The organism is Protofrankia sp. CiP1_Cm_nod2 (assembly GCF_920664355.1).
Lineage (GTDB): Bacteria > Actinomycetota > Actinomycetes > Frankiales > Frankiaceae > Protofrankia.
In genome coordinates, this window is record NZ_CAKKTL010000131.1 from 1 (window position 1) to 14,215 (window position 14,215).

Annotated in this window: 13 protein-coding genes and 1 riboswitch; of the genes, 9 read left to right on the forward strand and 4 right to left on the reverse strand. The window is 68.8% G+C overall.

What is annotated here, in order from left to right:
* Together NBW84_RS15130 and NBW84_RS15135 are read right to left on the reverse strand one after the other, a co-directional pair.
* On the reverse strand, positions 1–773 hold a 773-nt coding region (locus NBW84_RS15130), incomplete at its 3' end, for an exonuclease domain-containing protein (protein WP_250285385.1).
* 32 nt (positions 774–805) lie between these two features.
* Complete coding sequence (locus NBW84_RS15135) at positions 806–1,069, reverse strand: FitA-like ribbon-helix-helix domain-containing protein (RefSeq protein ID WP_250285386.1); 264 nt, start codon at positions 1,067–1,069, stop codon at positions 806–808.
* Positions 1,070–1,613: 544 nt separating this feature from the next.
* Between NBW84_RS15135 and NBW84_RS15140 the strand changes: the two genes are divergently transcribed.
* The 6 genes from NBW84_RS15140 (at position 1,614) to NBW84_RS15165 (ending at position 8,149) form a co-directional block, all read left to right on the forward strand.
* A complete protein-coding gene (locus NBW84_RS15140; RefSeq protein WP_250285387.1) occupies positions 1,614–2,438 on the forward strand; it encodes an SDR family NAD(P)-dependent oxidoreductase in 825 nt (274 codons plus the stop codon).
* Positions 2,438–3,796, forward strand: coding sequence for an aminotransferase class I/II-fold pyridoxal phosphate-dependent enzyme (locus NBW84_RS15145; RefSeq protein ID WP_250285388.1), 1,359 nt, complete (start codon positions 2,438–2,440; stop codon positions 3,794–3,796). Before NBW84_RS15140 ends, NBW84_RS15145 begins: the two co-directional genes overlap by 1 nt.
* 44 nt (positions 3,797–3,840) lie before the next feature.
* Positions 3,841–4,746 (forward strand): diiron oxygenase, encoded by a 906-nt coding sequence (locus NBW84_RS15150; protein ID WP_445548226.1) that lies wholly within the window; start codon positions 3,841–3,843, stop codon positions 4,744–4,746.
* A 6-nt stretch (positions 4,747–4,752) separates the two neighbouring features.
* Entirely contained in the window at positions 4,753–5,574 is an 822-nt protein-coding gene (locus tag NBW84_RS15155; protein ID WP_250285390.1) for a tryptophan 2,3-dioxygenase family protein, read from the forward strand.
* 63 nt (positions 5,575–5,637) lie between these two features.
* Complete coding sequence (locus tag NBW84_RS15160) at positions 5,638–6,594, forward strand: alpha/beta hydrolase (protein ID WP_250285391.1); 957 nt, start codon at positions 5,638–5,640, stop codon at positions 6,592–6,594.
* Between the two features lie 562 nt (positions 6,595–7,156).
* On the forward strand, positions 7,157–8,149 hold the full coding sequence (locus NBW84_RS15165) for a Gfo/Idh/MocA family protein (protein ID WP_250285392.1): 993 nt from the start codon (positions 7,157–7,159) through the stop codon (positions 8,147–8,149).
* A 28-nt stretch (positions 8,150–8,177) separates the two neighbouring features.
* Here the strand turns inward: NBW84_RS15165 and NBW84_RS15170 are convergent, their stop codons facing one another.
* Positions 8,178–9,200 carry a nucleotidyltransferase family protein gene (locus NBW84_RS15170; RefSeq protein ID WP_250285393.1) on the reverse strand — a complete coding sequence of 341 codons (1,023 nt, stop codon included), beginning with the start codon at positions 9,198–9,200 and terminating at the stop codon, positions 8,178–8,180.
* Positions 9,201–9,675: 475 nt separating this feature from the next.
* On the opposite strand from NBW84_RS15170, the gene NBW84_RS15175 reads away from it, so the two are divergent.
* Complete coding sequence (locus tag NBW84_RS15175; protein ID WP_250285394.1) at positions 9,676–10,365, forward strand: DivIVA domain-containing protein; 690 nt, start codon at positions 9,676–9,678, stop codon at positions 10,363–10,365.
* A 355-nt stretch (positions 10,366–10,720) separates the two neighbouring features.
* On the opposite strand, the gene NBW84_RS15180 is transcribed toward NBW84_RS15175, so the two are convergent.
* Positions 10,721–11,395, reverse strand: a complete 675-nt coding sequence (locus tag NBW84_RS15180; protein ID WP_250285395.1) for an O-methyltransferase — start codon at positions 11,393–11,395, stop codon at positions 10,721–10,723.
* Between the two features lie 288 nt (positions 11,396–11,683).
* Here NBW84_RS15180 and NBW84_RS15185 point away from each other — a divergent pair, with 288 nt between their 5' ends.
* Positions 11,684–12,187, forward strand: a complete 504-nt coding sequence (locus NBW84_RS15185) for a hypothetical protein (RefSeq protein WP_250285396.1) — start codon at positions 11,684–11,686, stop codon at positions 12,185–12,187.
* A 173-nt stretch (positions 12,188–12,360) separates the two neighbouring features.
* Positions 12,361–12,528: riboswitch (M-box (ykoK) riboswitch) on the forward strand.
* Between the two features lie 468 nt (positions 12,529–12,996).
* Positions 12,997–14,199 carry a magnesium/cobalt transporter CorA gene (gene corA / locus NBW84_RS15190; RefSeq protein ID WP_445548227.1) on the forward strand — a complete coding sequence of 401 codons (1,203 nt, stop codon included), beginning with the start codon at positions 12,997–12,999 and terminating at the stop codon, positions 14,197–14,199.
* Positions 14,200–14,215 lie beyond the last annotated feature (16 nt).

Genomic DNA, 14,215 nt, shown 5'->3' on the forward strand with positions numbered 1-14,215 from the left:
AGTCCGGCAGCCGTAGCTTTCTCGACTAATTCTTCACGATCAATAACGGTATCTCCGGTGAAGGCAATCCGCATGCCCTGGACGAGCGGCCCGCCAACGGTGAGCAGCCCCGGATTGAGATAGGGGCAGGGCGGTTTTCGCGTGGTCGCCCGGGGCCGGGCGGGCAGGATTGCCACGTTGTCACGCGCTGTGCCGCAGGGGGCAAGGGGCAGGTCCAGTTGCTGGCTGGCGGCGTGCCCCAACGCCCGCGGCAGCAGAGCGGCGAGGACGTCGGCATCGTCGACGGCGTCGTGGGCCTGGCGTTGGACGACTCCCCAGTATCCCGCCAGCGTGGCCAGTTTGAGGTTCGGCAGGTCGAGATCGAGCCGGCGGGCGAGAACCCGGGTACACAGCCGCCATTCGACAGGAAGGCGGATGCCCAGCCGCATTGCTTCGGTGGCAAGCATCTGCCAGTCGAAAACCGCGTTGTGCGCGACGAAGATCCGGCCGTCGAGCAGCGGCAGCAGAGAATCGGCCACCAGGTCGAATGTGGGGCTGCCGGCCAGCCGTTCGCGGGTGAGCCCGTGAATGTGCACCGGCCCGGGATCGCATCCCGGATCGAGCAGGGTCGACCATCGCCGTTCCACCGTGCCGTCCGACGCCACGTGCACTACGGCTACCGAGAGTATTCGGCTGCGCTGTGCTATCAGTCCGGAGGTCTCCACGTCCACCACCGCATAGCGGTGGGGATAGGCGGCGGCGATGGCCGATGGTTGAAGTAACGGGGAGCTCACAGCGTCGGATCATCCCATGATGCTCGGCCCGGTCAGTCGGCTGGTGTTGTCTGCCAGGGGTTTGTCAGGTCGATGCCGGTGTGGGTGAAGTCCCTGGTGTTGCGGGTGGCGAGGGTGTTGCGGGTGGCGAGGCCGGCGGAGCGTGAGCGGCGGACGGCCGCGATCGGGGCGTCGGCCATGGCGGCTCGGAGGATCGCCCGGGCCTCCGCCTCCATGGACCGGCCGTTGTGCGCCGCGCGGACCCGCAGCCGCGCCTTCACCTCGCCATCCAGATCTCTGATCGTCAACGCCGCCATGGCCGGCCACTCCTGCCAGTGATCCGATGCTGGCACCGCATGCGTCGCGAGCTGGGCGTACGAAGTCCGCACCGACACGAGCCCGGCTGGCGTCGCGGGCAAGCCTGGAGGCCGCTCGTGTTCGATCCGAACCTACCGGGAAAAAATGGGAAGAAGACCGTGGATACGGGGTGAAAGTGCTGCTAGAGTCCGTATCCGCTGACCACGACTCGCTGTCGTCCCGGACCGTGGGCGCTGCGGGCAGAGTCCGCGTCATGAGACTTCCGTAACCATCCGGCGCAGGCTGGGACGTGTGCTGCCGTCGCTGACGGCACACATCCCGGCCACGAGGAACGACCCGACCGCCTCGACCCGCATGACTGCCGACCACGCTGCCGGAGCTGGACCGCGTGATCGACAGCTCGTCTGGGCCGGGTGGTTCGGCGCACCCTCCTCAGGGCTGCTCCGGGCGTCTCGTGACGGGCCGGCGTACGCCCCGGCGCGCCGCTGCGCACAGGAGCCGCTCTCCACAGGATCACAGGACAGGATCACAGGAAAGGACACGATGCCGCGGAACGTCCTGATCACTGGTGGCTCCAGTGGTGTGGGTCTGGCCACCGTGACACGGTTCGCTCGCAATGGTGACAACGTGTGGTTCACCTACCACTCCCGGCGGGACGTCGCCGAGTCGGTCGCGTCGGACCTGCGCACGACTGGCGGTGCCCAGGTATGCGCCTTCGAGTTCAGGCAGGGGGAGCGGGACAGCCACGACGATCTGCTGGCGGCGCTTCCCGGCCCGGTGGACGTGCTCGTCAACAACGCCGCCGTGGGCACGCGGAGCATCGACCGGTACGTCCCGGACCCGCACGACCGGGACGAGGCGTTCCTACGGATCAACAGCATCGGCCCGCTGTGGCTGATCCGGCGCCTCCTCCCGGGCATGCTGGACCGCGGCTACGGGAAGATCGTCAATATCTGCAGCGTCGGTGGCGGGGTGACCCAGTTCCCGGGATTCGACGTCGTGGACGGCATGAGCAAAGCGGCGCTCGCCTACCTGACCCGCCATCTCGCGGCGGAGACGGCGCATTCCCCGGTCGATGTCATGGCGGTGTGCCCGGGGGCGGTCGACACGCCCATGCTGCGGGAGAGCACGCTCGACCGGCTGGCGCCGCAGGCCCGGCTCGACTTCGAGGCGAATCTGCCGAAAGGCAGGCTGATCCGGCCGGAGGAGATCGCGGAGCTGGTGTGGTGGCTGTCCGGCGACAGTTCCTGCGTGCTGCACGGGGCGGTCGTGGACGCGTCGATGGGCCTGGGGGTGCGTCCCGGGCTGTTCACCGAGCACCCCGCGGAATCCGGTCAGGCGCGCGGCGGCCGTCCGGGAGGCCACTGATGGTGTCGAGGCGCGCGGCGGCGCTGGCTGCCCAGCCGCCGGCGATCGCCGCGGCGCACTTCCGGGCGGAGGCGGATCCGTACCATCCCCGGCTGCGTCCGGACGGGTACGTCAACCTCGGCACGGCGGAGAACCGGCTGGTGTGGGACCTGCTGGCGCCCCGGCTGACCGGCCCGCGGCCGCTGACCGCCGCGGACACCCACTACGCCCCGCTGCACGGCACCGACGCCTTCCGGGAACAGCTCGCCCGTTTCCTCACCGGTGTCTGCCGGACGGAGGTGGATCCGCGGCACCTTGTCGTGGTCAGCGGGGCGACAGGTGCCCTGGACGTCATCGCCTCCGTCCTGTGCGACCCGGGGGAGGCGATCATCGTGCCCGCTCCCTACTACGGGGCCTTCGACGTCGACCTGGCCGGACGTTCCGGCGCCCGCCTGCTGCCCGTGCCCCTGAGCGCGGGCGGGAACTTCCAGGTGACGGCCTCGGGGATAGATCATGCTCTCACCCGTGCCCGCGAGCGGGGGATCACCGTCCGTGCCGTGGCACTGGCCTCGCCGGGGAACCCGGTCGGCCATGTCCACCCGCCACGGGTCCTCCGGGAGATCGCCGAGGTCGCCGGCCGGCACGGGGTGGACGTCATCGCGGACGAGATCTACGCCAGCTCGGTCTTCGGCGAGACACCGTTCGTCAGCTTCCTCGATCCCGAGGTGAGGACGGCCGGAACCGGACGGGTCCACGTCGTGTGGGGGTTCGCGAAGGACTTCGGGCTGCCCGGCTTCAAGATCGGTGTTCTGTGCAGTCCCGATCCCGAGGTCCGCGCCGCGGCCCGGGCGCTCGCCTATTTCGCCGCGACCTCGACCGACACCCAGGCGCTTCTGCGGGACGTTCTCGCCGACCACGCGTGGGTTGCCCGTTTCCTCGCGGAGAGCCGTCGGCGGCTTGCCCTTTCCCATGCCTCGTCGGCCGAGCTCCTCTCCGCCGCTGGTATTCCCTTCGTGCCGGTGGGGGCGGGGTTCTCGCTGTGGGCCGATCTGGGGGCGTGGCTGGCCGCTCCCACCTTCGCGGCCGAACACGACCTGTGGGAGAGGCTTCTTGAGCGGGCCCGTGTCAACGTCCTGCCAGGCCAGTTCTTCGCCAGCCCCGATCCGGGATGGTTCCGGATCTGCTATGCCACCGACCGGGCCGTGGTGACGGAGGGCATCAGCCGTATCGTTCGCTTTCTTGACGCGTCCGCGTCCGCGTCCGCGTCCACGACCACGACCACGACCACGACCACGACCACGGCTGGGCCGTGCGGTGAGGAAAGAGCCGCTGTCTCCCGTCCGGTTGATGCCACGCGCTATGAAAGCATCGAGGGCTGAGGATGGAGCAGAAACCGGGATGGCCGCTGGGAGCGGCCCGGCCGATGAGCGACTGGTACCGTTCGGCGGGCGTCCGCGGTGGGAGCCGGCGGGCGTTTCACCAGGAAATGGAGGAAGGGCGGGTGTTCTTTCCGTCCGAGCTGGTGCCGTATCTTGCCCATGAAGCCGTCCGCGTTCTCCCGGCCGCCCTGGCACGGGAACTCACCGTGCGTCACCTGTACCAGTTCCTGTTGTCGGCCACGCACCTGGAGACCAGGATCGTCAACCGTGGGGCGGAGCGGATAGCCGGCAACCGGGTGGGCTTCGACCTGCCCCCTTCATGTCGTCTGGACGCCTACAAAATCTACTGTGACGAGGGATATCATTCGCTGTACAGTCTCGACCTGGCCGACCAGATCGCCACCGCCACGGGGATCCCGATACCCCGGTGGGACTACGGCGGTTTCGTCGAACGTCTCGAGGAGACCGGGCGCGCCATTCTCCCCGGCGAACCGGTGCTCGCCCAGCTGCTGCAGGTGATCGTGTTCGAGACGCTGATAACCGCGGTCCTCAACGAAGTCCCCAACAATCCCACGGTCGTCACCGCGGTCCGGGAGGTGACCCGGGACCATGCCCGCGACGAGGGACGCCACCACCGATTCTTCGTCGCTTTCTTCCACCTGCTGTGGACGCATCTGCAGCCCTCGCTCCGGGAGCGTGTGGCGCACGCCATCCCACCTCTGATCAGGGCGTGCCTCGTCTGGGACACCGCGCCGGTCCGGTCCTCCCTCCTGCTCGCAGGCCTCGACGAGCCCACCGCCGACACCGTGCTCCGGGACGTCTACGGGGGGGCCGCCGCGACTCGGCGAATCCGCGAGGCCGCCCAGGCCACCCGGCGGATGTGCGAATCCGCCGGCGTCCTCGATCTTCCCGGGGCGAGCGAGGCATTCGCCGCCCACGGGATCGGGTGAGGGCATATGCGGCCTTCCGTCGATCACGACAGCGGACTCACCTACGCGACCTACCTGCGCCTTCCCCACGTGCTCGACCAGCAGCGGTGCAGAAGCTCGCCCCCTGCCCACGACGAGCTGCTCTTCATCACCGTCCACCAGGTGTACGAGCTGTGGTTCAAGGTGCTGCTGTTCGAGCTTTCCAACGCCAGGGACCGGATGCTCGACGGTGACGCCTACCGGGCCCGTCTCCGGCTGCGCCGCTGCCACGAGATCGAGCGTGTGCTGGTGAACCAGATCGACGTCGTCGACACCATGACGCCGCACGGGTTCCTTGAGTTCCGTGGCGCGCTCGGGTCGTCCAGCGGGTTCCAGTCGGCACAGTTCCGAGAGATAGAGTTCCTGTCCGGTGCCGACGACAACGGCTGGCTGGACAGAGCCGCCTGGCTGAGCGCCGAGGACCACCAGCGGCTGTCCCTACGACTGGCCGAACCGGACCTGTGGGACGCTTTCATCACCCTGCTGGCCGTCGCTGGTCTCAGCGTCGGCACCCCACGGCAGCGAGCGGCCGCCTTCCACGAGATAGCGGTCGGCGACGATCGGTACAACGGGCTGTGGGAGCTTTCCGAAGCTCTGATCGAGCACGACCAGCTGTGGTCGATCTGGCGTCTGCGGCACCAGATGACGGTGATGCGCCAGCTCGGCGGCAAACCTGGGACGGGCGGCAGCACGGGTAGCGGCTATCTGGCGGAACGGGTCCCGCTGAAGTTCTATCCGGAGCTCTGGGACGCGAGGAGCTGTTTCGGCCAGCCGGACGACGGCAGGCCCGCCGCCGGCGCGCGGCCCTGACTCTCCTCGCCGGGAATCCGATGGCCAGGCCGGCGGGAACCCGCGGCGACGCGGGAGACAAGAATGTGGAGACAAGAAGTGGGAGACGGCGGGGCCATGGCCGACGGGACGTCACCGTCCCCATGGGAAAGCAGCCGGGAACTACGTGACCAGGCGTATTCACCCAGCCTGACCGTACCCGACATGAGAACGTACCTGCGGCTGTACGCGGACAGGTCGGCCGACGCCCGCGCGGCCCTGCCATGGAAGGAAATCCCCTACGGGGACACCCCCGCCCAGCGGCTCCATTTCTTCCCCGCCACCGGCCCCCACGCGCCGCTACAGGTCTTCATCCACGGCGGCTACTGGCAGGAGCTGAGCAGGGAAGAATCGTCCTTTGCCGCGCCGGGCTTCGTCGCGAAAGGAGCGGCCTTCGCCGCCTTGGGGTACGGGCTCGCGCCCGCCCACCGGCTGGACGAGATCGTCGCCATGGTCCGTAACGCCGTCCTGTGGTTGTTCCAGCATGCCGCCGAGCTGGGCGTCGACCCCCGACGGATCTTCCTGAGCGGTTCTTCCGCCGGGGCCCATCTCGCCGCGATGTGCGTGATGGACGGCTGGCTCCCGCCTGCCCTGCACCCCTCCGACGTGATCCGCGGTGCCTGTCTGCTCAGCGGTATCTACGACCTCGAGCCACTGCGGCACACCTACGTCGGGGAACAGATCAGGCTCACCGCCGCCGAAGCGGCCCACAACAGCCCGGTTCGCCATGTCCACGGCGACCTCCCACCGCTGATAGTCGCCCGCGGCGACAACGAGACGGCCGCCTTCGCCGCCCAGCACGCACAGTTCGTATCGTCCCTGACCCGGGCGGGAACGCCAGTTATCGATCTTGTAGTGCCCGCCCGGAACCACTTCGACCTCCCGCTCGCCCTCGGCGACCCGGAAACACCACTCGGCCGGGCAGCCCTGGCACAGATGGGTCTGCTGCCACCCCCCGACAATCCGGCACCCGAGATCAGATCCTGCCGGCTCCCGTGGTGAGCACGGGCGGTACGGGTGGCACCTCGTCGCCCTGGCGGCCGGAGTCATGCTGTTCGCCGTCCGGTATCCGGTGACGCACAGAACAACGTCTCCTCCTGTTGGAGACCGTTGGAAATTTTCGTATAGATGATCTGAATGGTGTTTTTATTAAGATCTTTAGTGGAAGGTTTTGTTCAGGCCTCTCCTCGGAACGTGCGGGGATTTCGGGTGTCCGGTTGTCGGGATGCCGGGTGCCGGGGTGTCGGCAGGGAGCTGAACAAGGCGTGTGCGTGCCGGTGTGCTGGTGGGTCACTGTGTCCTGGTGGGTAGTTGGGAATGGAACAGCGGCCGGTAATTGACAGTGCGTCCTTCCGGGTGTATCGGCCGCGCCCGTCGAAGTGACGCAGGTCGCGTGGGACAGCCTCCACACCGGAGGTAGAGTGATCTTGCACAATTTACCAGGAGTGCCCACGACACCGAATACAGAAACGCATTCTGACCGGTTCCGGCCGTCGCCACGATCGGCGCTGCCCGACTGAGCTGGCGGCTGTTCCCGGCCACCGAACAGGAAAGGACGGTATCGGTGGATCAGGTGAGGATCGGCATTCTTGGCGCCGCTCGGATCGCCCCGGCGGCCATCATGAAACCCGCGGCACGGCTGCCGACCGCCGCGGTGGTCGCGGTGGCGGACCGCGATACCGAGCGGGCCGACCGGTTCGCCGAGAAATACGCGGTCCCGGTGGCGCACGAGTCATACGACGCGCTGCTCGACGATCCCGACGTCGACGCGGTGTACATTCCGCTGCCCAACGCCCTGCACGCGCAGTGGACCCTGCGCGCGATCGAGGCCGGGAAGCACGTGCTGTGCGAGAAACCGTTCACCGCCAACGAGGCGGAGGCACGTGCCGTCGCCGAGGCGGCGGCGTCCGCCGGCGTTGTCGTCACCGAGGCCTTCCACTACCGGTATCACCCGCTGGCGGAGCGTATGCACAAGATCGTGCGGGACGGCAGTCTCGGCACGGTGCGTTCGATCCGTACCTGGATGTGCATTCCCTGGCCGCTTTTCGACGACGAGATCCGCTACAGTTACGAGCTCGGCGGCGGGGCCATGATGGATACCGGGTGCTATGCCATTCACTGTATGCGGCTGCTCGGTGAGGGCGAACCGAAGGTCGTCTCGGCGCGCGCCCTGCTGCACGCGCCACGCATTGACCGCGCCATGACCGCGGAGTTCAGCTTTCCCGACGGCTCGACCGGGCGGATCGACTGCTCGCTGTGGTCCCGGCGCTTCCTGCGGATCGCCGCCCACGTTATCGGGGACCGTGGTGAACTGCGGGTCGCCAACTTTGTCCGCCCACATGTCTTCAACCAGATCCGCTGGACGACGCAGGGGCACACCCGCCGGGAGACAGTGCGCGGGGAAACGACGTTCGACGCCCAGTTGCGTGCTTTCGCCCGCGCGGTGCTGTACGGCGAACCGACACTGACACCGGCCGAGGACGCGGTCGTCACCATGCGCCTCATCGACGATGTCTACCGTACGGCCGGCCTCCCCCCACGAGGGCTTGCCAACTGACCGGATCGCACGAAAACCGCCCCGACGATCAGACCGGCGGGTCGATGTCCGGCGGGTCGATGTCCGGCGGGTCGATGTCCGGCGGGTCGATGTCCGGCGGTCGGCCGTCGCTGCCGGGCGGCGCCGACGGCCGACCGCCAGCCGCGGCCGAACCGGGCGTGATCAGATCGGGTGTGACCGGGCTGGAGGCGACCAGCGCCGCCAGGTCGTCGGGGGTGTCGACGTCGTGGGGGGAGCCGGTGCCGTCGCAGGGCACCATGACGACCTGGTCCGGATTGCTCCGCAGCCAGGCCCGCGCCCCGATGTCACCATGGGCGAGGGTGGACACCTCGGCCCACACCGTCCTGTCCAGCAGGACCGGGTTGCGCGGTTGCCCGCCGTAGCTGGCGACCGCCGCGACGGCACCGGCGGCATGGGCCGCGAGCAGCCTGCGCACCGCCTCAGCGCCGATCAGCGGCTGGTCGACCAGCGCGATCACGACCGCCTCGACACCGGTGTGTCCCGCCGGCCGCCGCCCACTGCTCCGCCGGTCTCCGTCGTTCCGCCGGGCTTCGTCGTCCCGCGGGTCTTCGTCGTCCCGCCGCTCTTCGCTGCTCCGGCCCTGGCTGTTCCGCTCCCCGCCGGTTCGCTCCCCGCCGGCGGAGCCGGCAGGGCCTGCCCCGCCGGCGGCAAACGCCGCGAGCCCGCGACGCAGCGACGCGCTCATCCCCACCGCCCAGTCCGGCGCCAGGACGACCTGCCCCCCGGGCAGGCCGGTGGATCTGATCACGTCAGCCGCCCGCGCGCCGAGAACCACAAGCACCGGGACGCATCCACCGTCAGTGAGCATCCGGGCGCATCGCCGGACCAGAGGTTCACCACTCAGGGTGACCAGAGCTTTTGGAGCACCGAAGCGACGTCCGGCCCCGGCGGCGAGGACGAGCCCGCCGACGGTACTCGTTGTGGCTGTCATCGGCCGCTCCATGTACTTGTACTTGCCGACTGCCTGGTACTTGCCGACTGCCTGGTACTTGCTGGCTACGTGCCGCTCGAGGGCAGGGCGGGCGTCCACGCCGACCAGGAGCAGGCTGGAACCAGGACCAGGACCAGGACCAGGCTGGGACGGGGCTGGGACGGGGGGCGGGTGGCGCCCCGCCGGGAGCGCCGCGTCCGCTCGTTACTGTAACGGGCCGGGCAGGCGAACCGGCAACAGAGTTCTATGAATATAGAAATAATAATTACCGCAAAAATATGAACCGACACGAAAGGCGATCCGGTCTGCGAGCTCACACTTTCTTCGCCGATGGTTCGCTATACAATCCGGAACGGTGAAACAGTCAATTGCCGACGGCGTTCCACGGGCCACCCGGACACGGTCACGGGAGGAGCAAGCACGCCCGCCGCACCTGGAGTCGCCCCAGCCGCCCATACCACCGCCCGGCGGCGAGCGCGGGAGCGACAGCGCCGTCGCCTACCGTCCCATCGTGACGGCCCGCGATCTCTGCGTAAAAGCATTCAGTGCGACCCGGCTGCGTCCTGGCTACAGCATGGTCGGTGTCGATTCCTTTCTCGACTGGGCCGCGGTCGAGCTGCGTCGGCTGCACGCCCTCGTCCGCGTTGTCGAGAACGGGGGGACGCCGGAGCCGGCCGAGCTCGTCCCGAGAATCACGCCGACGGAGATCAGGTCGACGAGGTTCAATACCACCAGATTTTTCAGCGGATACCGCGACAGCGAGGTCGATGATTTTCTCCGGATCGTCGAACGTGAGTTCGGTAATCTGCACACGTTCTTCTCCGCGGTGTCCGCCGCGGCCCTGGCCGACGCTCCCGGTGATGACAGCCGTCGGGCCGCCGCCGTCCGGTACCGGGGCGGTCCCGGGTTCTTCCATCCCGGCGCCACCGGCGCGGAGGCGGCGGCGAAGACGTTCACGAGAACGCGGTTCCGCGCCGGCTACGACACCGCCCAGGTCGACGCCTTTCTCGGCAGAGTGGGCCAGGCACTGGACCGCCTGCAGGCGATGGCGGAGCCGGCGCGGGACGGCCGCCCGGTGGATGCCGCCTCTGCCACGGCCGCCTCTGCCACGGCAGGCCTCACCCCGCGGGACATCGTCGATGCCAGGTTCGACACCACCTGGCTGACGGGCGGATACAGCGAGTACGAGGTCGACGACTTCCTCGATTTTCTCGAGCACGAGCTCACCCGCGTCCAGACCTACCTGTCCCGAACCCCGTCCTGACCCCGCCCTGCCTCCCGATCGAACATCGCAAGATCGCAAGATCGCAAGAACGAGGGAGCGAGTGGTTGTCAGGACAGCCGTTTCCGCACTCAATATTCTTGATCGAAACGGGACGTGCGCGTAGCTGAGGGATTGTCGGGCCGCCGCGGGGCCAGGGCCGGGGGCGGGACTGGTGCTGGCGGCCGCCGCGGGGGAGCGGACCGGCCCCGGTGCGGATTGTCACTGGCGCGGGCGCCCCGACGCGGGTCATCGCCGGTGCGGGCCAGCCTCGGCACGGGTGGGCGCTGACGCGGGTTGTCACTGGTGCGGGCTGGCGCCGGCGCGGGTCATCGCCGGTGCGGGTGGGCGCGTCGGGCTACAGTTTGCGTGCGATGGTCAGACCGTCCGACACGGCCAGCAGGACGGCCTGTACCCGCTCGTCCGCCGCCACCGTGTCGTTGAACGCCTGGATCGCCTGGACGTCCGCGTCCTGGCTCCGCTCGTCGAGCACCTTGCCGTCCTGGAGCACGTTGTCGACGAGGATCAGCCCGCCCGGGCGCAGCCGCGGCAGCAGCAGGTCGTAGTAGACCGGGTACGAGGTCTTGTCCGCGTCGATGAGCGCGATGTCGTAGACGGGCTCGGCGGGCAGCGCGGCGATCGTGTCCGCGGCCGGGCCGAGGCGCAGCTCGATCCGGTCCTCCAGGCCGGCGCGCTTCCAGTAGTGACGCGCCAGCGACGTCCACTCCTCGCTCACGTCGCAGCAGAGCAGATGGCCGTCGGCGGGCAGGCCGCGGGCGATGCAGATCGACGAATATCCGGTGAACGTACCGACCTCGATCGCTCGACGCGCGTTGGTGCTTGCGGTGAGCAGCGTCAGCAGGGTGCCGAGCTCGGCGCCGATCTGCATCACGGCACGTTCCCCGAACTTCCGCCGCGTCTCCGTGAGGAGATCGGTCAGCAGTTCGTCCGGCGGTGAGCAGCGCGCCGCGAGATAGGGATATATGCCGTGCGCCAGAACGGGCGACTGCGCGGTCGGGTCCAGAGCGGACATGAGGCTCAGGCTACCGGCGCATCCCGCTCTCCCGCCCGGTGGGCCTACGCCCGTCTGGCAGGCTCCGCCCGAGGGCCGTGCCGGATGTGCAACGGATGAGCGGCTGACATGGCCGCCTGCCCGCCGGCCGCGTCTTCCGGCCCCGCGGTGGCCCCCGCAGCCGCGGTGGCCCCCGCAGCCGCCGTGGCCCCCGCAGCCGCCGTGGCCCCCGCGGTCGCTTCGCGGGCGGTGTTGGTGTCGCCAGGGTGCCGGCGGGGCATTTCACGGGTTGTGAGGACGAACGACCCGGTGCCGGCGCCGGCACCGACCCTGGCGATGGCGATGGCGGTGGCACCGGCTCCGCCGCCGGCTCCGAGCCCGGCACCGGACGCGGCGGAGGCGGCCGGCAGTGTCGCCGCGGAACTCGACGCGGACACGGTCCACGCCGTCGGGAAGATCAGCGAGGCGCTGGAGTGGGTGGAGCGGGCCCGAGGGCATCTCTACGCGTTCCACCAGATGTCCGGCCATGCCGATCTCATGCTCGGAGCGGCGCTGGAGGAGCTGGACGGCGCCGGTCACGGTGGGATCGCCGAACGGCTCCGCGGGGACCTGCTCGGGCGCAACGTCCTCGACGGCCGATGGACCTTCCAGGTCGTCGAGGAGTACGACGACGGGTACTACCGGGCCTTTGTCGAATCCGAGCGGATGGTCCGGGACGCCCTGGCCGGTGGCCGCCGGCATGTGTACGAGGCGCGGATGAAGGCGTCCGAACGGGAGCGCGCCGGCCGGCCAGCGTTCGGCCCGGGAGCCTGAACGCCGCGTGGGCGCCGTGCGCCATCCCACACAGCGCGTCCTGAGGGCGTCCTGCTGGGGCGCGATCGCCGTCGGTGACGGCGTCCGGGCATGAGGGGCCTGATCGGCTCGTGCTGTCAAAGTCACCGTGTCCTGGTTTGACAGTGTCCCGCGTGCGGCGGCACTCTTGGGATGCGGCACCTCGTTCGGTGAGGCGTCTGCACGGACACAGGCCACTGACCCCGAACGTCGAGAGACGCCCCGGGTCAGGACAGCTCTCCCCGGGCTAAGGGGTGGGCCCAGGTGGCTTCCTGGTCAGGATTACGCCGTGCAGTGCCAAAGCTCTGACGAGGAGGGGTGCTCCGCGCGTGGGGGTGGGTTCTGGCCCGGCTCCCGTTCGTGCGATCACTCTTTGTGGATGCGGTCTGCGCCCGCGAGCGCCTGGCTGTGAAGGAGGTGGCGGGATGAGTCCCGGTCATAGTCGCTGTCTGTCCTGGACTGGCTCGGCGACCCCCGCCGCCTGAGCCTGGTCACTTCGGTGTGAAAACATCGCCGCCGGCCTTTGTCAGAAAGGGCCGACGGTCCCAGCCCCTGCCTTGCCGGGCAGCTCGCGGTCGTCGGGTCGTATCTGACGCGCTGAACGCGGGTGGGCGTCCGTTACGAGCTCCCATGAGCCCGGCGTCGCGGTGGTCTGGAATCAAGGCCTGACCCACAGGGGTTGTGTCAGCAGATGCGCGGGATCGTGCAGCGGGCTTTCACGCACCAGCCGGTTGGCCGTTGTGGCAGTGCGCTCGAACCTTGTTCACGTCCGGCCATGGCCGCGTTCGTCCATGGCCGGCCTGCTGTGTACCACCCGGCGATACGCCTACACAGCGATGCGCAAGGCCCGGTCACCGCCTCGGCGAGGTGCGAGCGAGCGTCCTGGGGGAGCAACCAGCCCGCTCCCGGTTCCAGACCGCTGTCTGCTGGCGGATCCGCGAGACATTCGAGGAGCTGGCGTGATGACGGTGATGGAGAACGTGTTCTACTCCGAGGGACGGCGCCTTGTGCGGCCGGACTCGCTGACCGAGACCTACCAGCTTCTGCACGGACGCCGTGACAGGCGCAAGCAGGACCTCGCCTGGATCGGGCTGGTCCGCCCGGACCAGCGGGAGATCGCTTCGATCGCCCGGGAGTTCGAACTGCACGAACTCGCCGTCGAGGATGCCGTGCAGGCGCATCAGCGCTCCAAACTGGAGCGGTACGGAAAGACCCTCTTCGTGGTTCTGCTGGCGGCTTCCTACAATGACACCCGGGAGGAGGTCGAGTTCTCCGAGCTGCACGTCTTCGTCGGGGACGACTTCGTCATCACGGTACGTCATGGTGATGCGCCGGACCTGCGGCGGGTACGCCACCGGATGGAATCCGAGCCGGACCTGCTGGCCAGAGGCCCCGAGGCGGTGCTGTACGCCATCCTCGACCGGGTCGTCGACGACTACGCACCGGTCGTCGCCGGGCTGGAGAACGACATCGATGAGATCGAGACCGAGGTCTTCCGGGGCGACCCGGAGGTGAGCCGGCGTATCTACGAGCTCTCCCGCGAGGTCATCGAGTTCCAGCGGGCCACCAAGCCCCTGCTCGGCATGCTCGACGCCCTGGCGTCGGGTTTCGTGAAATACGGCGTGGACGCCGGGCTGCAGCAGTACCTGCGGGACGTCAGCGACCACGTCGTCCAGGTCGTGGAGCGGATCGAGGGCTTCCGCCAGCTCCTGCAGAACATTCTCACGGCCAACGCGGCCCTGGTCGGGCAGCGGCAGAACGAGGAAATGAAGATCCTGACCGAGACGAGCATCGCGCAGAACGAGGAGGTCAAGAAGATATCCGCGTGGGCGGCCATCCTGTTCGCGCCCACCCTGGTGGGCACCGTGTACGGGATGAACTTCGAGACCATGCCGGAGCTGCAGTGGACGTACGGATATCCGTTCGCGATCGGGCTCATGGGGCTGGTGTCCGCCATGCTCTACGTCGTCTTCCGCAGCCGCCGCTGGCTCTGAACACCGGACAGGCCGG